General features: G+C 63.8%; 16 protein-coding genes and 2 pseudogenes. 5 read left to right on the top strand and 13 right to left on the bottom strand.

The genetic code is table 11. The features are described 5' to 3' along the window. The first annotated feature begins 185 nt into the window (after nucleotides 1–185). Entirely contained in the window at nucleotides 186–1,184 is a 999-nt protein-coding gene (locus ACVILL_RS23905) for a helix-turn-helix transcriptional regulator (RefSeq protein WP_456731270.1), read from the top strand. A gap of 30 nt (nucleotides 1,185–1,214) precedes the next feature. On the opposite strand, the gene ACVILL_RS23900 is transcribed toward ACVILL_RS23905, so the two are convergent. The 8 genes and pseudogenes from ACVILL_RS23900 to deoC form a co-directional block, all read right to left on the bottom strand. Continuing rightward, nucleotides 1,215–2,306: an ABC transporter ATP-binding protein gene (locus tag ACVILL_RS23900; protein ID WP_456731269.1), complete on the bottom strand. Its 1,092-nt coding sequence runs from the start codon at nucleotides 2,304–2,306 to the stop codon at nucleotides 1,215–1,217. A gap of 83 nt (nucleotides 2,307–2,389) precedes the next feature. After that, on the bottom strand, nucleotides 2,390–3,847 hold the full coding sequence (locus ACVILL_RS23895; protein WP_456734347.1) for an extracellular solute-binding protein: 1,458 nt from the start codon (nucleotides 3,845–3,847) through the stop codon (nucleotides 2,390–2,392). A gap of 30 nt (nucleotides 3,848–3,877) precedes the next feature. Then, nucleotides 3,878–4,917 (bottom strand): annotated as a pseudogene (locus tag ACVILL_RS23890) (carbohydrate ABC transporter permease). Then, nucleotides 4,914–5,789: a carbohydrate ABC transporter permease gene (locus ACVILL_RS23885; RefSeq protein WP_456731268.1), complete on the bottom strand. Its 876-nt coding sequence runs from the start codon at nucleotides 5,787–5,789 to the stop codon at nucleotides 4,914–4,916. The pseudogene ACVILL_RS23890 and the gene ACVILL_RS23885 overlap by 4 nt, the downstream one beginning before the upstream one ends. A gap of 7 nt (nucleotides 5,790–5,796) precedes the next feature. Next, nucleotides 5,797–6,720, bottom strand: coding sequence for a ribokinase (gene rbsK, locus ACVILL_RS23880; RefSeq protein ID WP_456731267.1), 924 nt, complete (start codon nucleotides 6,718–6,720; stop codon nucleotides 5,797–5,799). A 4-nt stretch (nucleotides 6,721–6,724) separates the two neighbouring features. Beyond that, nucleotides 6,725–7,180 carry an RbsD/FucU family protein gene (locus ACVILL_RS23875; RefSeq protein ID WP_456731266.1) on the bottom strand — a complete coding sequence of 152 codons (456 nt, stop codon included), beginning with the start codon at nucleotides 7,178–7,180 and terminating at the stop codon, nucleotides 6,725–6,727. A 103-nt stretch (nucleotides 7,181–7,283) separates the two neighbouring features. After that, entirely contained in the window at nucleotides 7,284–9,668 is a 2,385-nt protein-coding gene (locus ACVILL_RS23870; RefSeq protein WP_456731265.1) for an aldehyde dehydrogenase family protein, read from the bottom strand. Nucleotides 9,669–9,678: 10 nt separating this feature from the next. Further along, nucleotides 9,679–10,596, bottom strand: coding sequence for a deoxyribose-phosphate aldolase (deoC, locus tag ACVILL_RS23865; RefSeq protein WP_456734346.1), 918 nt, complete (start codon nucleotides 10,594–10,596; stop codon nucleotides 9,679–9,681). 345 nt (nucleotides 10,597–10,941) lie between these two features. On the opposite strand from deoC, the gene ACVILL_RS23860 reads away from it, so the two are divergent. Next, a complete protein-coding gene (locus ACVILL_RS23860) occupies nucleotides 10,942–11,739 on the top strand; it encodes a DeoR family transcriptional regulator (RefSeq protein WP_456731264.1) in 798 nt (265 codons plus the stop codon). 264 nt (nucleotides 11,740–12,003) lie between these two features. Here the strand turns inward: ACVILL_RS23860 and ACVILL_RS23855 are convergent, their stop codons facing one another. The 3 genes from ACVILL_RS23855 to ACVILL_RS23845 form a co-directional block, all read right to left on the bottom strand. Beyond that, a complete protein-coding gene (locus tag ACVILL_RS23855) occupies nucleotides 12,004–13,155 on the bottom strand; it encodes a substrate-binding domain-containing protein (RefSeq protein ID WP_456731263.1) in 1,152 nt (383 codons plus the stop codon). Between the two features lie 106 nt (nucleotides 13,156–13,261). Beyond that, entirely contained in the window at nucleotides 13,262–14,254 is a 993-nt protein-coding gene (locus ACVILL_RS23850; RefSeq protein WP_456731262.1) for an ABC transporter permease, read from the bottom strand. Continuing rightward, nucleotides 14,251–15,825: a sugar ABC transporter ATP-binding protein gene (locus ACVILL_RS23845; RefSeq protein WP_456731261.1), complete on the bottom strand. Its 1,575-nt coding sequence runs from the start codon at nucleotides 15,823–15,825 to the stop codon at nucleotides 14,251–14,253. The genes ACVILL_RS23850 and ACVILL_RS23845 overlap by 4 nt, the downstream gene beginning before the upstream one ends. A 250-nt stretch (nucleotides 15,826–16,075) precedes the next feature. On the opposite strand from ACVILL_RS23845, the gene ACVILL_RS23840 reads away from it, so the two are divergent. Together ACVILL_RS23840 and ACVILL_RS23835 are read left to right on the top strand one after the other, a co-directional pair. Then, complete coding sequence (locus ACVILL_RS23840) at nucleotides 16,076–17,914, top strand: outer membrane protein assembly factor BamB family protein (protein ID WP_456731260.1); 1,839 nt, start codon at nucleotides 16,076–16,078, stop codon at nucleotides 17,912–17,914. A 371-nt stretch (nucleotides 17,915–18,285) separates the two neighbouring features. Continuing rightward, the gene (locus ACVILL_RS23835) at nucleotides 18,286–18,972 is read left to right on the top strand and encodes a hypothetical protein (protein ID WP_456731259.1); all 687 of its coding nucleotides are present in this window, start codon (nucleotides 18,286–18,288) and stop codon (nucleotides 18,970–18,972) included. Between the two features lie 18 nt (nucleotides 18,973–18,990). Here ACVILL_RS23835 and ACVILL_RS23830 read toward each other — a convergent pair. Next, nucleotides 18,991–19,143: pseudogene (locus ACVILL_RS23830) on the bottom strand (DUF1194 domain-containing protein); the annotation flags it as partial. 279 nt (nucleotides 19,144–19,422) lie between these two features. On the opposite strand from ACVILL_RS23830, the gene ACVILL_RS23825 reads away from it, so the two are divergent. After that, nucleotides 19,423–21,267, top strand: a complete 1,845-nt coding sequence (locus ACVILL_RS23825; protein ID WP_456731258.1) for a caspase family protein — start codon at nucleotides 19,423–19,425, stop codon at nucleotides 21,265–21,267. Between the two features lie 203 nt (nucleotides 21,268–21,470). Here the strand turns inward: ACVILL_RS23825 and ACVILL_RS23820 are convergent, their stop codons facing one another. Beyond that, nucleotides 21,471–22,115, bottom strand: a complete 645-nt coding sequence (locus ACVILL_RS23820) for a DUF4384 domain-containing protein (RefSeq protein ID WP_456731257.1) — start codon at nucleotides 22,113–22,115, stop codon at nucleotides 21,471–21,473. Nucleotides 22,116–22,131: the final 16 nt, after the last annotated feature.

Raw genomic sequence — 22,131 nt, 5'->3', positions numbered from 1 at the left:
GATTTGGATACCTGCTTCGAAAATCGGATACTGAAGGGATCAAGGAGAGTTCAGGCCGGATTTGTCAAAGCTGTGCTAGTGTGACGATGCGGTCTATGCGTGTGGCGAACGTTCCCAGCGATGGATCTCCGGTCGGATGGATCGAGGCATTTCGCGGACGGCAAACATCCAATGGTTAGAATTTGATGGTCGAAGACGTACTCGCTGCACCACCCACACGGTCGGGATCTTCGTTTGACGAACTGCTCGAAATGCTCAGACCGCACGGGATCAACGCGCACTCCTCGCCGCGGCCTGAAGACGCGTTTCGTTGGCATGCGGACATTGCAATCGGAGCGGAAATCGACGTCGTAAGGGCGGAACTCTCCGCCGGCTGGGATTGGGACTATTCATACGAGGACTCTGCTGGAGAGCTCGCGATAAGCCTGCTGAATGCCGGCAAGGCCGAGATGCTCATTGCAGGAAAGAGCGTCGAGCGAACCCCGTCCGAGATCGCCATCGTCCCGCTTCCGACGATGCAGGCGCAGCGCGTCGCAGCGGTCGATGGACGATACTCGAGCGTCACCCTCACCCTGCATACGGGCATGGTGACGAAGGTGCTGTCTGCGGCGTTCGGGAGCACGGCGCTGGAAGACCTCAACCTGACGCCAATCGTCGATTTGTCGACGGGCGTTGGGCAGACTCTTCTTCAGCTCGTGCGTGCGAGCACCGCCGGTCTGTATGACGGGATCCTGGCGCGCTCTCCGAAGGCCAGCGCGCTGCTGTCGGAAGCTGCGATACAGCTCATCCTCGAGAACGTCCCCCATCGGCTGATCGACCGCCTGAACCGCCACCCGCTGGATGCGCCGCCACGCTACATTCGGCGGGCTGTCGAGTATATGCGGGCCAATCCACACCTGCCGCTGACGATCTCGGATATCGCCGCAACGGTCGGCGTCAGCAGCCGGTTGCTACAATTGGGCTTCCGCAAGATCCACGGCACTACGCCCGTCGCCTATCTGCGCAAAATTCGGCTCGAGGCCATCCACGACGAGCTGTCGCGACCGGAGAACATGCTTCCGATCAGCGAAGTCGCATTGAAGTGGGGCTTTACCCATATGGGCCGGTTCGCTGCGGTGTACCGCTCGGCGTTTGGCCTCTATCCGTCCGACACCGTCCGGCGCGCGCGAGGTTTTTGCAGCTAGGCGGGCGGTTGTCGGGCCCGCAGCGGCGGATCAGGAAATCGCCATCCCCGATGCCTTGTCGAACAGATGCGTTCGTTCGAGGTCGAGCGCGACTTCGATGAATTGATCCGGCTCCGCGGCGACGCCGACCTGCATCTGCGCCGTGAACGCGAATGCGCCGACGGTCCCGACCACGAGCGTGTGCGGCCCCAGCGGCTCCACGTCCTTCACGAGCATGCGGACGGAAGAGCCCGCCGTCACGCCCTGCCGCAACACATGATCGGGCCGCACGCCAAGCACCACGCGCTTGCCGACGCTGCCGGCATAGGCCGCCTCGCGCGACTTCGGCACGCGCAGCGCCGTGCCCGACGGCTCGGTGAAGATGAGCGCACCGTCGCGGGCTGCGATCTCGCCATGGATGAAATTCATGCTGGGTGCGCCCATGAAGCCTGCGACGAAGAGATTGCTGGGCCTCTCGTAGATCGTGATCGGATCGGCCGCCTGCTCGATCCGGCCCTTGTTCATCACCACGACGCGGTCGGCCATCGTCATGGCCTCGACCTGGTCGTGCGTGACATAGACGATCGTCTTGGCGAGCCGGCGGTGCAGCGCCTTGATCTCGGTCCGCATCTCGATGCGGAGCTTGGCGTCGAGATTGGACAGCGGCTCGTCGAACAGGAACACGTCCGGGCTACGCACGATGGCGCGGCCGATCGCGACGCGCTGGCGCTGCCCGCCGGACAGCTGCTTGGGCCGGCGTTGCAGATATTGCTCGAGGTCGAGGACGCGTGCCACGTCATTGACCGCTTTCTCGATGCTGGCGCGCTGCTCGCCCCGCACCTTCATGCCGTAGCCGATGTTCTCGGCGACCGTCATGTGGGGATAGAGCGCGTAGTTCTGGAACACCATCGCGCAATTGCGCAGACCGGGGCGCAATTGCGTCACGTCGCGGTTGCCGATGCGGATGGTTCCGCTGGTCACGGCCTCCAGTCCCGCGATCATGCGCAGCGTCGTGGTCTTGCCGCAGCCGGACGGGCCGACCAGCACGACGAACTCCTCGTCGGCCACGTTGAGGTCGAGCCCCTCGATGATCTTGTAGGGTCCGTATGCCTTGCTGACGTTCTCGATCTCGACGTGCGCCATGGAATCCTTTTCCGTCCCTTCGTCGACGGCAAGCCAAGTCCCGGATGACACTCGCGCATCATCCGGGACGCCTCGGTTGAAAGTTAGTTCTTCGACGGCAGGCCCATCGCCGCGCGATAGGCCGCGAGCTGCTTGGCCCTACCGAATTCGTCGGTCAGGCGATTCCACTCCTTCGCCATCGCGTCGAGCGCCGCCTGCGGTGTGGTCTGGCCGGCCAGCGCCTTGCCGAGCTCGATCTCGACGACCTCGGTATAGGAGAAATAGCCGGGCAGACGCATGTCGAGCGCGACGTTCTTGGCGTTGATGGAGTCCGATTGCGCGCCGAGATATTCCTTGGCCTCCTGCGGCGAGAAGATCTTGCTCCACAGCTGCAGATTGGCGGTGTGCGATTTGCGATAGGGATTGACGCCGCTGCCGCCGGTGATCGCCGCCTGGCCCGACACCTCGGGGCTCGTCAGCGTCTTGACGAAGTCCCACGCCGCCTGCTGGTTCTTGCCGGCCTTCGGCACGGCGATCTGCCAGCCGCCGAATGCCATGAACGGGCCCGGCAGGACGCTCGGGAATTTATCCCATTTCTTGGTCTTCGCGTTCCAGATCTCGTCCGAACCGGGCAGCATCGCCGAGCCGACCTTGCCCGAGATCTTCGATTGCTTCGGGTCGGCGGCGATCACACCCGTGTCGCCCCAGCCGATCGATTCCGCCACCTGGCCGCCAGCGACCGCCGCGTTCACCTCGCCGAACGAGAAGTTCAGCGCGTTGGGCGGTCCGAGCTTGGATGCGCGGATGTATTCCTCGAGCCCCTTCACCCAGCCCGGATTGTTGATCTGCGCATCCATCGTCTCGGGATCGAAGAACATCGCGCCCGGATAGTTCGGATTGTTGGTGTAGGCGGCCGCATGGCTGAAGAAGAACCAGAACTGCTGGCCGCCGCGACGGAAGGCTTCCGCCGTTCCCCACAGCCCCTTGTCGGGCCGCTGGAAGAACTCCGCGATGTCGAGATACTGCTTCCAGGTCTTCGGCGGCGCGAGGTCGTAGCCGTATTTCGCCTTGAAGGCGTCCTTCTCCTTGGGATCGCTGAACAGGTCGGTGCGGTAGGTGTAGGTGTGGACGTCGCCGTCCATCGATTGCGAATAGATCTTGCCTTCCCACACCATCAGGCGTTCGCGATAGGCCGGCTCGATGTCGTCCCAGTCCTTGCCGGACTGCATCTCCTTCGGCATCTCGCTGAGATAGGGCACGAAGTCCGGCAGCCAGGCCGGCGCGAAGCTGACGAGATCGAACGTCGCGTCCGATGCCGTCAGCGATGTCGCGATCTTCGGATAGAGCTCGGACCAGGGAAACTCGACGACATTGACCTTGCCGCAGGTCTTCTTGGCCCATTCATCCGCGCCGAGCTTGAGGGCGGAGGCGATATACGGCCCGGTCTGCGACGCCACCGTCAGGGTGACGCCGGTGTAATCCGGACTACAGGCAGCGTTCGCCTGGCTCGCGGCGCAGGCCAGCGCGAGCGAGGTGGTCAACATCAGGAACGTCCGTCGCAACATCGTGTAGTCCTCCCTACAAAGTTTTTGCTATTTGATGGCCCCGAGCAGCAGGCCCGACCGCATCATCCGGCTGAGCAGGCCCGCCATGATCATCATGGGAACGATGGCGACGAGCGCCGCGGCCGAGATCGCCCACCATTCGTCGCCGCGCTGGCTGTTCTGTCCCGCGACCAGGATGGGGGCAGCGTCTGCCATCTCGAATTGGTCAGGAACAGTGCGAACAGAAACTCGTTCCAGACGAAAGCCAGCGTGATCATGAACGTCGCCAGCAGCCCGTTCATCGACATCGGCACCACGATGCCGATGAAGATGCGCCAGCTCGGCACGTTGTCGACCATCGCGGCTTCCTCGACCTCGATCGGGATCGCCTCGAAGAAGTCGCGCATCAGCCAGACCACGATCGGCAACGAGAAAGCGACGTAGCACAGCGTCAGGCCGACAAAGCTATCGATCAGCTGGAAACCCAACCGGCCGATCTCGCTGTAGAGCAGATACAGCGCAAAGGCGGTGACGATCGGCGGGAACATGCGTTGGCTGACGAACCAGAACAGGATGTCCTCATTGCCGAGGATCGGTCCAGGCAGCGGCAGGCGATTGGCGACCACAGCCACGACCAGCGCGATCGGAAAGGCGAGCAGCAATGCCTGCGGCCGCGTGAAGGCGAACATCGTGTTGAACAGCAGGTAGCCGCCGAGCGCGAGCAGGAAGAAGGCGAGGCCCGCGCCGAGGCGGACCCTGAATTCGAACCGCACCAGCGCATAGGCGGCCATCGCGCCGATCGCGGTCGCGATCGCCGCCGCCGACAGCCCCACGATGGTCGAGTTCAGGAATGTCCGGAAGAACTCGCCGCGGATGCCCTGATAGAGATCGATGAACGGCTGCAGGGTCGGCGTGAAATCGATAAACGGCAGATAGGTCGGCCCGCCGACGACGCCCGGCGGCGTCTTGAATGCGGTCACCACCACCCAATAGAGCGGAAACACCGTGATCAGGCACCAGGCGAGAACGCCGACCGCGACCAGGCGGCGGCTCCATGGCGACAGTCCGGTCAAGCCCTGTCCGCTCATCGGCGCTTCTCCAGATGCGGCCGTAGCAGCGCCAGATAGGTGACGCCGATGATCGTGATCGCGATCAGGAACAGGAAGCTGAGCGCCGACGTGTAGCCGAGATTGAACTTCTTGAAGCCTTCCTGATAGGCGAACAATGTCAGCGTCTCGGTGTCCACGCCGGGCCCGCCGCCCGTCATCACGAACACCGTATCCATGATCTTGTAGCTCTCGATCAGGCGGATGAAGACGACCGCGGCCGAGATCGGCAGCATCATCGGAAAAGTGATGCCCCAGAATTGCTGCCAGGCGCTGGCATTCTCGAGCTCGGCGGCCTCGTAGACATCCTCGGGAAGGGTTTGCAGGCCGGCCAGCATCATCAGGATGACGAACGGGGTCCACTGCCAGACCTCGACCGCGATGATGCAGGCGAGCGCCCAATGTCCATTGGTGAGGAACGGCAGGTTTGCAAGGCCGAACTTCGACAGGAACTGGTTAAGCGGCCCCATGGTCGGGTTGAAGATCATGCGCGCCACCAGCGCGACCGCGACCGGCGCTAGAAGCATCGGCAGCAGCAAGGCGACGCGAAACAGCCGCTCGCCGGGCACACGCGCATTCAACGCGAGAGCCACGCCGAAGCCGATCGCGTATTGCAGTCCGACCGCGATGAGCGCAATCAGCGTCGTGGTGAAGAGCGCGTTCCAGAACCGCGGCTCCTGCAACAGCGTGCCATAATTGCCGAGCCAGACGACGCGAGGCGGGATCGGCGGAATCAGGCGATAGCTGAGGAAACTCGTGGTGAGCGAATAGATCAGCGGAAAGATCGAGATCGCCAGCACGACGAGCACCGCGGGCCAGATGAAGACATGCTTGATCGGATCATTCCGCATCATCGCAGCATCAACCCTTTAGCAGCGCGTCGATCTCTGCGCGCTGCGGCATCGCGGGCGCTGTGCCCGGCCGGGTCACCGAGATTCCCGCCGTGGCCGAACCGAACCGCGCGGCCTCGAGCGGATCGACGCCGTCGGCGAGCGCCGCCGCGAAGCCGCCGACGAAGGCGTCGCCCGCGCCGGTGGTTTCGACCACCTTGCCGGCGGCAAAGGGCGGCACGTGCAGCGAGCGGTCGCGCCCATGGAACAGCGCGCCGCGCTCGCCGAGCGTGATCAGCGCGGTGCCTGCGCCCCTCGCCAGCAAGGCGTCGCCGGCGCGGCGGGCGCCGGCGAGGTCGCCGACCGCGATTCCGGTCAGCGCTTCGGCCTCGGTCTCGTTGGGAACGACGTAGTCGCAAAGCGCAAACAGGCTGTCGTCGAACTTGATCGCCGGCGCCGGATTGAACACCGTGATGCTGCCGGCCGCGCGCGCGATCTCGAGCCCGCGCATTGCCGCATCGACCGGCTGCTCGAGCTGCGTCACGAACACACGGGAGTCGCAAATGGCGTCCGCCACCGCATCGACATCGGCCGGGCTGATGCCGCCCGCGGCGCCCGGCACCACGATGATCGCGTTGTCGCCGCGCGTCTCGTGGACATAGATGAACGCCGCGCCGGTCGGCGCTTCAGCAGTCCTTGCCACGCGCGGCCGGATTCCCTCGGCCTCCCAGGTCTTGATCGCAAGCTCGCCGAAGGCGTCGCTGCCGATCCGGGAGATGAAGCTCACGCCGGCGCCGGCTCGCGCGGCCGCGACCGCCTGGTTGGATCCCTTGCCGCCGGGCCCCATGGCGAAGCCTGACCCAGCGATCGTCTCGCCGATCGCCGGCATGTTGCCGGCGCGGAACGCGAGGTCGACGACGAACACGCCGAGGACGGCGACGCCATTCTTGCCCATGTCGTCACTCCCCGTCCGGCGCGATGACGCCCTTGCTGAACAAGAAGCAGCCGTAGAAGCGGCGCTCGCCGGTCGCGATCACGCAATAGGCCGCCTTGGCCTTCTCGTAGAACGCATGGCGCTCGACGCCGACCAGAGGCCAGGATCGTCCCTCGGCGCGATCGATCGCGGCCTGCACCTCGTGCTGTACGGGGGGCACTTCCTGCGGCTGGCCGACAATCTCCATGCGGATCGCGGCATCATCGACGAACGTATCGAGCGGCATCACTGAGAGCACGGCTTCGACGGCCTTGGCGGCGCTCACATTGTCGATGCGCAGCAACTCGCCGAACACGCTCTGGCGCGCGATTGAGTCGGCCGGAAAATTGGTGTCGCACACCACCAGGCGATCGCCGTGCCCCATCGCCCGCAGGGCATAGAGCACGTCGGCATTGAGCAGTGGATTGATGCCCTTGAGCATGTTGCGTCCCTCCCTCGTCTTCAAATTTGCCGAACTCTGACGGTCCGGATCCCCCATCCGTATCACCGCAAGGTGATGTCTCTAGAACTCGCTCGAAAACGCGCTAGTCGCCATACGGAATCCAGATGTTCTTCACCTGCACGGCATGGCGGAGCAGGATCGGGCCCTCGCTCGCGGCCTTGTCGTACCAGTCGAGCGCCAGGCCATGATCGACCAGCGTCCGCTTGAGATTGCCTATCGACAGCCGTTCGGCTGCCGCCGAGGCCTCCTGCGATCCGAACGCCCAGAGCGCGTCGACATCGTCGTGCTCGGCAAGCACCTTGACCAACTCGTTGCGATCGCCGGTGACGATGTTGACCACGCCAGCCGGCACGTCCGACGTCTCGAGCACCTGGTAGAAGTCGGTCGCGGCGAGCGGATGCCGCTCGCTCGGCACGGCGACGACCCGGTTGCCCATCGCGATCAACGGCGCCACCAGGCTGATGAAGGCAAGCAGCGGCGCCTCGTCCGGACAGGCGACGCCGACCACGCCGATCGGCTCGTGCATCGCGAGCGCCACGCCGCGCAGCGGCGGCGCGTGGATGGATCCCTCGAACTTGTCGGCCCAGGCGCCATAGCTGAACAGCCGCTCGATGCTCGCATCGACTTCCGCGTGCGCCTTTGCCGGCGATACGCCGGTCATGTCGGCGATGCGCCGGGCGAACTCGTCGCCGCGCGCGGAAAGGTTCTCGGCAAGGTAGTAGAGGATCTGGGCGCGATTATGCGCCGTCGCCCGCGCCCACGATTCAGCGGAGCGCGCTGCCGCCACCGCATTGCGGATGTCCTTGCGATTGCCCTCGCCTGCCTCGCCCAGGCGCCGCCCCTTCGGCGAGAGCACCGCGCGCGAATAATTGCCGTCCGGACGCACCTGCTTGCCGCCGACGAACAGCTTTGCCGTCCGATCGATCGGCGGCACGTCGAATCCGGCGCCGGCCCCGGAAGCCGTCGGCAGGGGCGATGCCTTGACCCGGGGCTTGCGCCCGCTCCAGGCCTTCGGCTTGAGGTACTCAACCATGCCTTCCCGGCCGCCCTCGCGGCCGAAACCGGACTCGCGATAGCCGCCGAAGCCGACGCTGGCGTCGAACAGATTGGTGGCGTTGACCCAGACCACGCCGGCCAAAAGCTTCGGCGCGATGTCGAGCGCCAGCCCGATCGTCTCGCTCCACACGCTGGCGGCAAGGCCGTAGCGCGTGTTGTTGGCGAGCATCACGGCCTCGTCGGGCGTACGGAACGTCATCGCCACCAGGACCGGGCCGAAAATCTCTTCGGTCGCAACCGTCGAGGATGGATGCACGTTCCAGAGCAAAGTCGGCGGATAGAAGCATCCTTCCGCCGGGATCGCGCCGGACGCCTGATATTTCTCGGCGCCCTCCTTCACCCCGGTCTCGACCAGCGACTTGATCCGCTCGAGCTGCACCGGCGCCACCACCGCGCCCATGTCGATCGCCTTGTCGAGCGGCATGCCGACGCGAAGCGTCTCCATGCGGCGGATCAGGCGCCTGCGGAAGGTCTCCGCAATACCCTCCTGCAGCAGCAGCCGCGACCCCGCGCAGCAGACCTGGCCCTGGTTGAACCAGATAGCGTCGACAACGCCTTCCACCGCACCATCGATATCGGCGTCGTCGAACACGATGAACGGCGATTTGCCGCCGAGCTCAAGCGTCAGCGATTTGCCGGTGCCTGCGGTCGACTGGCGGATCAGCCGCCCGACCTCGGTCGAGCCGGTGAAGGCGATCTTGTCGACAGGACTTTCAACCAGCAACGCACCGGTCGCGCCGTCGCCGGTCACGACGTTCAGCACGCCCGGCGGCAGGCCGGCCTCGGCTGAAAGCTCGGCGAACAGCAGCGCCGTGAGCGAGGTGAACTCCGCCGGCTTCAGCACCACCGTGTTGCCCGCCGCGAGCGCCGGCGCGATCTTCCAGGCCAGCATCAGCAGCGGGAAATTCCACGGGATGATCTGCCCGATCACCCCGATCGGCGCCTGATCGGCGAATTCCCGCTCCTGCAACTGCGCCCAGCCGGCGTGATAGTAGAAATGGCGCGCGGCAAGCGGCACGTCGAGATCGCGGGTTTCCCGGATCGGCTTGCCGTTGTCGATCGCCTCCAGCACCGCGAACAGCCGGGCATGACGTTGCAGCATGCGCGCCAAGGCATAGAGATGACGCGCGCGGCCGTGGCCGCCGAGCTTCGCCCACGCGGCCTGCGCGGTGCGCGCGGCGTTGACCGCAGCCTCGACGTCGGCGGCAGCGCCCTGCGCGATGCGCGCCAGCGTCTTGCCGGTGGCGGGCTCGGTCGTGGTGAGGTGCTTGCCCGCATGCGGCGCCGTGAACTTGCCGGCAATGAAATGCCCGAACGTGGCGCCATGCCGCGCCAGCCAGGCGCGTGTCTCGCCGTCCGCCTCGGGCGCGGGGCCATACTCCATGGTCTCGAAATAGTTTGCGACGCTCATCGCTGGAGTCTCATCCCACGGGGTGGCGGTTGAAGGCCGAGTAGTGGCCGGTCACGTGATGCTCAAGCTGCCGCTCGATGTCGGCGAGCAGGCTGGAGGCGCCGACGCGGAACAGGTCCGGCTCAAGCCAGTCGCGTCCCAGCTCCTCCTTCATCAGGAACTGGTAGTTGAGCACGTCCTTTGCCGTCGAGATTCCGCCGGCCGGCTTGAAGCCGATCTTGAAGCCGGTGCGCTCCTGATAGACGCGGATCATCCGCAGCATCGCCAGCGTCACCGGCAATGTCGCGTTGACGCCTTCCTTGCCGGTCGAGGTCTTGATGAAATCGGCACCGGCCATCATGCAGACCATCGATGCCTTGGCGACGTTGCGCAGCGTCTTGAGGTCGCCGGTGGCCAGGATCGTCTTTAGATGCGCGTTCTCGCAGACGGCGCGGAAATCCTGCACCTCGGCGTAAAGCGCCCGCCAGTCGCCGGCCAGCACATGCTCACGCGTGATGACGATATCGATCTCCTGCGCGCCGTCGCGCACCGACGCCTCGATCTCCTTCAGCTTGAGTTCGTGGGGAACGAGCCCCGCCGGGAAGCCGGTCGAGACCGCGGCGACCGGGATGCCGGATCCATCGAGCGCTTCGACGGCCGTGCCGACAAACCGGTGGTAGACACAGACCGCGCCGGTATGCAGTTCGCGCCCGGCGAAGCCGAGCTTCTCGATGATATCGCCGCGCACGGGCGCCTTGGCCTTCGCGCAGAGGCGCTTCACCCGCTCGGTCGTATCGTCGCCATTGAGCGTCGTCAGGTCGATGCAGGTGATCGCCTTGAGAAGCCACGCTGCCTGCGCATCCTTCTTGACCGTGCGCCGGCCCGGCAGGCTCGCGACCCGCCGTTCGGCGGCCGACAGATTGATCCTGATCTCGTCGACCCAATCCATCTCGAGCGCACGGCCGCTGTTGCGCGGGAACGCACGCTCCGCACCCGGAGAGGACGGCTGCGCAGCGAATGCCGACGGATTCTGTATGAAGACGCTCTGCGTCATGACGGCGCCGTGCGGTCCTAGCGAATCGACGAAATCGCCAGATAGACTGAATGTGTCGATCGCAACATGTGATCCTCCCCTGACCTTGCCGCTGGGTTTGCCGACTGCCTGGGAACGACATCGTTCCGACCACCGGATCAGCCCGTTGGACTGAATGTTATTATTGTAACAAATCGACGTTGATAAACTCACAACATTGTAAGATCATTGTCAATCGGATAAGCAAGCCCGGCGATCAAAATGGCTGAAACATCGAACGCACGACCAAGCGAGACGCGCGTCCAGCGCCTGCAGAGGCTCCGCCGCGCCGTCGAGTCGAGCGGCACGTTGCATCTGAAGGACGCCGCCGAGCTCCTCAAGGTTTCCGAAATGACCGTCCGGCGCGACCTCGCCGGGCCGGACGCCGCGCTCGCGCTGCTCGGCGGCTACGTCGTCAATGCGGCGTCGCCGACCGGGATCAAATACGCGTTCGAGCAGGAGATCGATCAGCACACCCAGGACAAGCGTCTCGCCTGCCGGGCCGCGGCTGCCCTGATCCAGGCGGATGATACGATCTTCGTCGACTGCGGCACGACGATGCAGTCACTGGCGGACTGCCTGCCTGAGGACCTGCCGCTCTCGGTGATCTGCTATTCGATGAACGTGGCGTCGATCGTCACGCGCCGGCCGGCCACGCAGGTGATGCTGATGGGCGGCCTCTATCATCCCTCGTCGCAATCCTTTGCGTCGGACGACGGGCTGTCCTACCTGCGGCGGCTCGGGATCAACAAGGCCTTCATCTCCGCCGGCGGCGTGCACTGGACCCGCGGCGCGAGCTGCTCCAATTTTCACGAGGTCGCCGTCAAGCAGGCCGTGATCGAGACCGCGATGGAGAGCATCCTGGTGGTCGACGCGAGCAAGCTCGGCAGCCTGAAGTCGGCATTCTTCTCCGATATCGGCGCGTTCTCGCGGATCATCGTCGGTGGCACGGCGTCATCGGACATGCGCAAGCACTTCCGCAGCCTTCCCGTGGAATATGTGACCAGCGCAATCTCTTGATGAGATTAGGTTGAACCGGCAGAGGTTCACCTCTCCCTTGGGAGAGGTCGGCGCGCAGCGCCGGGTGAGGGGTTACGGTCGCTCTTTGGAGCTGCGCCCCCTCACCCGATTTGCTCTGCAAATCGACCTCTCCCCATGGGGAGAGGTGAAACGAGCGCGCAGCCTTCGCTCGAATACGTTCTGACCCGGGCGGGGGCTGGCTCGCCCGGGTCAGCTTCGTCCACGATGCACGCCGTTGCGACACCGCGCATCGCTGGCCAAAGATCAGTTGCAGGCCGGCTTCGCCTTGTTGCAAGCGTCGGTCAGCTCCGGCGGCGGCTCCTTCTTGAACACCGTCTTGTAGGATTCCAGCACGTTCGACTGCGTCACCGGCAGCGACTGCACACCGACCCAGGCCGGCGTTTCCTTGCCGAGCAGCGCGTTCATCATGGCCATCGCCTCCGCGGCGCCCTGATCATAGGGACGCTGCGACCCGGTCGCCTTCAGCGGCCCGCCTTTCGCGATCTCAATCGCCGATTGCAGGCCGAGATCCACGGTGGTGACCGGAACGTCGATACCCTGTGCGCGCATCGAGCTCAGCGTATCCAGCGCCGGCTGATCCCAGACCGCGAACACGCCCTTGACGTCGGGATTGCCGGTGAGGAAGTCGCCCGCGATCTGCGACACCTTCGGCGGATCGGTGAAGTCGACCTGCTTCATCTTGATGTCCGGCCGGTTCTTCTGCATCCACTCGCGAACGCCCTTGGTGCGCTCGTTGGTGCTGAAATAGTCGACGCCGAAGTTGACGAGACCGATGGTGGCGCCCTGCGCCATGCAGGACGCCAGGATCTGCGCCGCTATCTGCCCATTGCCCAGATTGTCCGCCGAAATCATCGAGGCATATTCGTCGGGATGCTTGAGGCCGGTCGGAATGCTGTCCATCAGCACCAGCTTGATACCGGCCTTGGCGACCTTCTTGTAGGTCGGCGCGGTCGCGGTGAAATCGACCGGAATCGAGATGATACCGTCCGGATGCTGCTGGATGGTGTTCTCGATATCGGCGATCTGCTTGTCGACCTGATATTCGGCGGACGCGACACCCGTCACCGTCACGCCGTACTTCTTCAGCGTATCGGTGATGCCCTGGATCTGCAGTTGCGCCCAGTCGAGATTGACGGTTTGCATGGAAATGCCGACCTTGAAGTGCTTCTCCTTGATCTTGGCGGCGTCGGCGTCCGACAGCGCGAGCACCTCGGGCGATGCAGCCTTCTCGCCGTGCGGCCCCTGGCCGACGATCGATTTCGGCCCGAGCGTCGCGAGATCGACACCCTTGACGCAGGTCGCGGGCACTTCGGCGCGGGCCGAGGGGACGATCGTAATGGCCGTCGCCGCGATCAGCGCGGTCAGCGGCAGGGTTTGTCGCAAGATTGGCTTCATTGTTTCCTCCCGTGTTGGTCGCCGATTGACCGGAGGCCGGCGACCTTGCCCCTACCTCGCCGCGCAGCGGCTTGCGGCCGATGCGCGGCACTTTCCGGATCACGCTCTAGCGTTTCGTGAAGGCGACGGCGGCCACGATGATCGCTCCCTTGATGACGAGCTGCAGTGGCGAGCTGACGCCGAGCAGCACGAGGCCGTTGTTGAGTGTGCCGATGATGAGGCTGCCGAACAGCGTGCCCAGGATGTAGCCGCGGCCGCCGAACAGGCTGCAACCACCGAGGATCACGGCGGCGATGACGTCGAGCTCCATGCCCTGCACGACGTCGGGCCGCGCGGCATGTGAGCGCGCCGACAGTACAAGCGCCGCCAGCCCGGCCAGCGCGCCGGTCAGCACGAAAGCCGCGGTCGTCACCCATTTGGTGTTGATGCCGGAATAGAGCGCCGCGGTCGGATTGCCGCCGACCGCATAGATGCGGCGGCCGAACACGTTGTAGTGCAGCAGCAGGATGCCGACGATCATCGCCACCAGCGTCCAGGCGATCGGAACGGGTATGCCCAGGAACGAGCCTTCGCCGAAGATCGCGAAATAGGTCTCGTTGGTGATGATGACAGGCTTGGTGTTGGTCACCATCATCGCGAGGCCCCGCGCCATGCTGAGCGAGCCGAGCGTGACCAGGAAGGACGGGATCGAGAGCTGCGTGGTCAGGATGCCGTTGAGCAGCCCGACCAGCGCACCGGTGCCGAGGCCTGCGACGGCGCCGACGATCCAGCTGTTGTTGATCTGGCTCATGGCGAGTGCCGCCGCCATGCCCGACAGTGCCAGTGTCGATGCGACCGACAGATCGATCTGGCGCGCGATGATCACGAAGGTCATGCCGACCGCGATGATCGACACCAGCGTGGTCTGGCGTCCGATGTTCAAGAAATTGTCGACCGACAGGAACCAGGGCGAGGACAGGCTGAACACGACCAGCAGCACCACGAAGGCGATGTACAGCATGTAGGGCCGCTCGCCCCGCAGCAGATTCCGCAAGAGCTTGCGGCGACGATCGGATCGGGTCGACGGAGCGACGACGTTGGGCGCGGTCAGTTCGGTCATGCGGGCAGCTCTTGCAATACGCCTTGTCCGGAAGCTTGGTAGATCTGCAGCAGATGATGGAGCTCTTCGGCATCATCGATCTCGCCGCGCGCAAGCGTCCGCGCCACGCGCCCATCGACGATCACCGAGATGCGGTCGCAAAGCTCGATCAGTTCGACGAGGTCCGACGAGACCACCAGGACGCCGCTGCCGTCGCGGGCGGCATTCCTGATGACGCCATAGATCTCCTCGCGTGCGCCGACGTCGACGCCGACCGTCGGTTCGTCCAGCAGCAGCACGCGCGGCCGCGGATCATTCCACTTTCCGAACACGACCTTCTGCTGGTTGCCGCCGGACAATGTCCTGACCAGGCTGGAGGCGCCCTGCGCCTTCACCGAAAGCCGCGCGACCGCAGTGTCCGCGCGCCTCGCGGCAGCGCGCTGCTGCATGAAGCCCCAGCGCGAGAAATGCGGAATCCGCGGCAACGTGATGTTGCGCTCGATCGAATGATCCAGCACCAGACCCTGCACGTGCCGGTCTTCCGGCACCAGCGCGACGCCCTGCTCGATCGCATCGGCTGCGCTCTTCGGCAGCCACGGTCGCCCTTCGATTGCGAGCGTGCCGCTTTCGACCGGTTGAAGTCCGAAGATGGTCTCCAGAATCTCGGTGCGTCCGCTGCCGATCAATCCGGCAAGGCCGTGGATCTCGCCCTTCATCACGGACAAGTCGACGGCGGACAAACGGTCGTTCGACACCCCCGACAGCGACAGGACGGGCGACGGATCGAACGAGCGCGTTGCGGCAGGCACGACGCGCGCCGCAGCGGGCGCCAATCGATCGGTGCCGATAATGGCGTTGACCAGCCGCTTCATGTCGGTGTCGGCAGTGACGAAGGTGCCGGCATTGGCGCCGTCGCGCAGCACCGTGACGCGTCGCGAGATCTCGAACACCTCGTTGAGCCGATGGGTGACATAAATCACGCCGACGCCGCGGCGCGTCGCCTTGCCGATCGCATCGAACAGAATGCGGACTTCATCCGATGTCAGCGAGGAGGTCGGCTCATCGAGGATCAAGAGCCGCACTTCGCCCATCAGCGCCTTGGCGATCTCCGTCATCTGGCGGTAGGCGAACGGCAGCGAGCCGACGGTCGCTCTGGTGTCCAGTGGAATGCCAAGCTCGCCCAGGAACGCTTCGGCCCTGGCCATCAGCTCGCGCTTCCGGACAAAGCCGAACCGCGCGCGCGGCTCGCGGCCGAGCAGCAGATTGTTGGCGACGCTCAGCGATTCAACGAGGCTGAGGTCCTGATAGACGACGGCAATCCCCGCCTCGCGCGATCTTGCCGGACTGTCGAAGGTCACTGGTTTGCCGGCGATTTCGATGGTGCCGCTGTCGGCCGCATGAACGCCGCTGAGGATCTTGATCAGCGTGGATTTTCCGGCCCCGTTCTCACCCAGCAGCGCATGCACCTCGCCGGCTCGGACCTCGAGGTTGACGTCGCGCAATGCCCGCACGCCGCCAAAGCGCTTGTTGATGCCACCGACCATCAAAAGCGACGTCGACGGCCGAGGCTCGGCCGCGATCGAACCGGACAATTCCAAACCTTCCTCCCATCACCCGCGCGAGGCGCTGATACGATGATGACACATTGTTATTTTTGCAACTTATTGTGTTATAATTCTATCACCTCGGGCGGCCTGTCAATGGGAGATCACGCCGGCAGGCGTCCGAATTGAGGTCGGCCGGCCGCGCCGCCGCCGGCCTCCGCTGGGCACGACGACAACCATCCGGGTTGTGCTACGCTTCGATCGCCCGTCTCATCAACGCCAACGCCGGTGAACCCAGATGAAACTGAGTGCTGCGATTGCCGTGGTCCTGATCGGGTCTTGCCTGCCTGCAACGGCGCAGCAAGGCGGCGGCGCCGCCGCCCTCTACGCGCAGCGCTGCGCGCAGTGTCACGAGGGCACCAACACGGATGTTCGCGCGCCAAGTCGCGCCGCGCTGCAATCAAGATCCTACGACGAGGTTCTGGGCGCGATCACCACGGGCTCGATGGCATCGTTCGCGCAGGGGCTGACCGGTGACGAGCGTGCGGCGATCGCCTCGCTCGTCACCGGAAAGACCGCTTCGCACGCGGCGGCCGAGAATGCAGGTCAATGCGCGCAGAGCGAGGCCGGCTTTCCGCAGGCGATCGACGGACCGCGCTGGAACGGCTGGGGCGCCGACATCAACAACAGCCGGTTTCAGCCGGCGGCCATGGCCGGTCTCTCGCCAGACCAAGTCCCCCGGCTGCATCTGAAATGGGCCTTCGGATTCCCTGACACGTCCAACGCCAACGCGCAGCCGGCCGTGGTCGGCGGCCTGCTGTTCGTCGGCGGCGGCGATCGCAAGGTCCACGCCCTCGACGCCAAAAGCGGATGCACCCGCTGGGTGTTTCCGACCGAGGCGCCGGTCCGGACCGCCGTCAGCTTTGCACCGCTGGATAACAACCAGTTCGCCATCTTCTTTGGCGATGTGCGCGCCAACGTCTACGCGGTGAATGCGACGACCGGCGCGCTGATCTGGAAAAGCAAGGTCGAGGATCATCTGGCCGCCCGGATCACCGGAGCACCCGTCTTCCATTCCGGCGTCGTCTATGTCGGCGTGTCGTCGATCGAGGAGGCGATCGGGTCTCGCCCGACCTACCAATGCTGCACGTTTCGCGGCAGCGTCGTTGCGCTGAAGGCCGAGAGCGGCGCGCAGATCTGGAAGTCCTATACGATCCCTGAAGCGCCGCATCCGACGCGGACCAACGCCCTCGGCACCCAACTGTTCGGCCCGGCCGGCGCCTCGGTCTGGTCCGCGCCGACGATCGACGTGCGGCGCCAAGCGCTCTATGTCGCGACGTCGAACAGCTATGCCGATCCGGCAACCGACACCAGCGATGCCATCCTCGCGTTCGATCTCGCGACCGGCCGAATGCTCTGGCATCAGCAGGCGACGCCCAAGGACAGCTTCGTCGTTGCGTGTTTCGGCGCCGACCAGAGCAATTGTCCGCAAGACCGCGGCCCCGACCATGACTTCGGACAATCGCCCATCCTGGTGAGCTTGCGGGACGGCAAACGCGTGCTGGTGATCGGCCAGAAATCCGGCGTGGTCCACGCGCTGGATCCCGACCATGAAGGCAAGATCCTGTGGCAGACGCGGATCGGCAAGGGTGGCGCGCTCGGAGGAACCGAGTGGGGCTCCGCCGCGGACCAGGACCGAATCTATGTCGCCAACTCGGACGTCCGGTTCCTTCGCGACGGCACGCGGCGCCTGAATTCAAGCGAAGGCGGCGGCCTGTTCGGCCTCGACCTTGCCACCGGAAAGATCGCGATGCAGGTGGCGCCGGTCGCCTGCGGCGATCGCCCCCAGTGCAGTCCCGCCCTGTCCGCAGCGATCACCGTGATTCCCGGCGTCGTCTTCTCGGGCGGCGTGAGCGGCTTCCTGCGCGCCTACGCAACCGATGATGCAAAGCTGCTGTGGGAAATCGACACCGCGCGCGACTACACCACGGTGAATGGCGTTGAGGCCCATGGCGGCGCCATGGACGGACCCGGCCCGGTCGTCGTCGATGGCATGCTGTATGTCAATTCCGGCTACGCGCAATGGAGCGGATTGCCCGGCAACGTCCTGCTGGCCTTCGAGGCCGGCAATCCCTGATCCCTGACGAGCGCAATGTCGACGAGATTCTCGTCAAGCCATGACGGCACCAAATTCATGGCGCACTTGCAGTCCTCGGGGCGGGTAACGACGACCTCGCCTTTTGCGCGCAGCGCTACCAACGGTACGGCGATGGTCGATCTTACCGTCACTGGCGTCCAAGCGAGCCAGGTAAACTTCTGAACAGAATCGCGGCTGGCGCCCGATGATGCTGCCGAGGCATCGGGACTGCATCTCCATTAAGACGGCTCAGCATGTTCATGCCTGCGGCAATCCGACACACCGCTGCAAGGTCAACCGTCATCAATCGAGCAAGGACAAACCTTTCAGCGCGCCTCGTCCGACCGCCGCTGGATATATGGAAGGTCACCATGCCCGACACCCATACCCGCGACCCCTCGTGGAAAACCGACCTGATCTGGCACTATTTCCACAGCGTCACGACCGCGGCCAAGGCGCCCGCCGCTTATCGCAAGTTCTACAGCAACCGAGACCCCAGCGACGAATTGGACAACCGCCATCGTGTCTATGAAATGCTGGTGGACGAGCCGCTTAACACCCGTCCCATTCTGCTGGCGACCGCGGACGAGTCGATGGAAAACTACAAGAAGAGCAAGCTGCCATGGAACCAGAACAACGGCGGATTCCTGAAGGCAGTGAACAATGAATATTGGTGCGGTTCGATCCTCAAGATCGTATTCGTCCGCTACATGGGTTGGAAAATGGTCGAACCGACGGCTCGCGACCAGGTGAGCGCCGGCCGCGATCCCAGCAAAGCGGTGGATTGGACAATCAAGAACCTCGAAAACAAGGTGCCGGTACGAGCCTCACTCGGCGGTGCCCACTATGTCGGCATCGTCGGCCACCGCACTACAGGAGCCGACAACAAGGTCACAGAGTTTCTGTGCCTCGACCCATGGGCATATGGCATCGACGGCGGCAACATGGACATGAAATATGCCGGTACAAAGACCGCGTTTCTCGGGGTCAGCAAACGCGACGGCGCGATATGGACTTATAGCAACAAGGCCGTCGCCTTCGTTGAACGGCCATCCTAGAAAATCATGGCGGCGGGTTGCCATCATTGTACGTGAACCTCGGTGCAATGGGGCCTTCATGATTTCATCCGCCACAGCACCAGCGGATTCCGGCCCATCAATCACACGCCAGGGAATAATAACTTTCTGATCGCTCGACGCCGACCGCTCGATGTATGTGACAGCTATCCTGCTAGAGCACAGCCAGCCATCAGGTTAAAAAGCAAGGGCAGAAACTATAACTATTTCAATATCTTATCGCACCCCGCACCGGGTGGTCCGTGGCTTTACACTCTTCCGTGTGCGGTTGAACGTCTTCGCCACCCTGAACGACCATACTAGGAATGGATTGAACCGAAGATTGGTACTTGTACTGAGGAAGGCCTTCCGACGCTTGCAGAGCTTGACGCGGCCGAGTTTGTCCGGGGCCAACTTCGATAGAACTGGTTCGGGCGATTCTGGACGGTGGCCATGAGCTTGTACACACACTTCAAAGTTTTTGTTCTTCTTGCCGCTTCGGCTCTTCTGGCTTCGCAGCCTGCGTGGGCAACGAAGCGGGTGGCTTTGGTAGTCGGAAATTCGAGCTATCAAAATGCGCCACTACTTCCGAATCCTGCCAATGATGCCACCGCTATCGCCGCGACCCTAAAGAATGCCGGGTTCGATTTGGTGGAGTCTCGTCTCAACCTGACCTCAAGCGACATGCGGCGGGCACTGAGGGATTTCGCCGATCAAGCTCGCGATGCAGACATCGCCATCGTCTACTATGCGGGTCACGGAATCGAGATCGACGGGACGAATTATCTGATTCCAACGGATGCCAGACTTGAACGCGACACTGATATTTATGACGAGGCCTTCTCGCTCGATCGTGTCCTGCTGGCAATTGAGCCCGCGAAGCAACTGCGCGTCGTGATCGTTGACGCCTGCCGCAACAATCCGTTCGCCGATACGATGAAACGAACCGTCGCTTCGCGCGCGATCAGCCGCGGGCTCGCCCGGGTAGAACCTTCGGTATCCAACACGCTGATCGCATTTGCCGCCAAAGCCGGACTGACCGCACTCGATGGCAACAGCAAGAACAGTCCTTACGCGACGGCGCTAGTCAAGTATATCGCAAAGCCTGGGCTCGATTTGCGCAAGGCTTTCGGCTTCGTCCGCGATGACGTCTTGCAAGCGACGGGCAACCGACAGGAGCCTTACGTCTACGGTTCACTGGGGGGCGACGATGTCGCGCTCGTGCCGAAGGCAGAGGAGCAGGTGCCGCCGCCGGTCAACGCATCGTCGGAAATTCGTCGCGACTACGAATTGGCCCTGCAACTCGGCAACAAGGCCGCTATGAGCGCGTTCCTCGCCCAGCATCCCGATGGCTATTACGCAAATCTGGCCAAGCTTCAGCTCAATCAGATCGACGCAGAGGACGCACGCATTGCCGCAACCCGGAAATCGCAAGAAGCGGAGGAGCAGAAGGCTCGACTTGCGTCCGAAGGTGCCCAGCCCGCCGCGCAGGAAAAGGCGGCCGCAGATTTCAAGGCCGCGGAAGATGCCCGTATCGCAGCTGAAAGAACAAAGCTGGCAGCGCAGGAACAAGCTGCCGAGGCTGAACGGAAGCGGGCTGCATCCCAATCGTCGACGGTCGCCATGCTTTCCGCCAATGGACCCGTCCCCGACGGTGCCAAGCCGGACAGTCCCGCACCCGCCGTCCCGTCCTCGAATAGCGGGGGCACGAAGGTTGCCGCCTTGAACACGGCACCGCCGCAGGAGGATATTGCCAAATCAGTCCAGAGCGAATTGAGCCGGGTTGGGTGTTTCACAGGCTCCATCGACGGTGAGTGGAACGCCGCATCGCGTCGTTCCCTGAGCCTCTTCAACCGGCACGCCGGGACCAAATTTGACGTCAAGCTAGCAAGCCTCGATGCGCTCGATGCAATCAAGCTGAAACCAGCCCGGGTTTGCCCGTTGATTTGCGAGCAGGGCTATAGAGCGGACGGCGATCAGTGCCGCAAGATCACCTGCGCCGAAGGCTCGTTTCTGAACGACGACAACGAATGCGAGAAGCGCCGCGGGAAAAAGCCGGTGGCGAAGCGCAACATGGATGAGCGCCCGTCGCGCGCGGATCGTCCGCTACGCGGTATCTCCGAGCCGCAAGCCGATTTCCCCAAACGAAGGCAAGCGACCGCTAGGCCCGCTGGTGGCAGCGGCCAGATCGTGTGCGATGCTTATCTATGCCGCCCGGTCCGTCGCGGGTGTCATCTCGATTACCGTGGCGGCGGAGGTCCCGGCGGCGGTACCGGCAATGTTGAAGTCTGCAACTAGGACAGCATGCAGGGCGGCGCGCTCGACATCGTGTACGGGCCGCCGTCCCCTCCGCAATTTCCGCAATTGACGAGCCCAAGCCGCAGCTCCCTGGACGCAAGGAGCCGAACAGCAGCCTCGGCCGCGAGAGTATTCACCACATGATCGCGCGCGGGAGTGTGTCCTCAACCGCCTGAGTAAGCCGGAACAACGCGATCGCTTGCCTACTTGATAGAGTATGATTTGATGTCGAACGACCAATTGTTCGGCACCAGCTTTCCGCTGCCGCTGTCCGTTACACGCAACTGACGTGTCCAATCCGACAGATAGCTCAACGTATCGGCCGGCCCCTGAATCTTGCGCCGAATATCTGGCAAATCAAGCAATTGCACACGTCGCTCGCTCAGGATCGCAACGATCACAGCGGACCCGGCCGGCGGCGCGACGACATACTCAAATCCATGTTGTTGTGCTGCGGGAGTCGGAACAATGAACTGAACACCAGGCTTCACGAAATTGATGTCCCGTTCGATCGACTGCGCCAATAGCTCGGCGGTTGGAAAGATCTGGGACATCCGCCCTTCCGCATCAACATCCACGAGCATCAGATAGCCAGGCTTCTTGGCCGTTACGCCGAATGATACCTTGCCGCCAATGCTAACAGTTGGACCCGGCAGAATTTCAAGCGACACGCTGGCAGCGTTTGCCGAGCCGCGGGGGGCCTGCACATGCCACAGCAAGGTAGTATCTCTTACGGCAGATGGAAATGCCGATGGCAGCGGCGCGGCGCTCACGATCCCGCTTCCCGCCAGCGAGAGCACCAGCGCGAGCCATGATTGCTTCGGGAAAACCGGCTTCGCTGACGACATGACCTGCAGTCACAGC

Source organism: Bradyrhizobium sp. USDA 3364 (assembly GCF_054056355.1).
The sequence above is the reverse complement of the archived record's forward strand: the minus strand, read 5'-3'. Positions and strand labels throughout refer to the sequence as shown.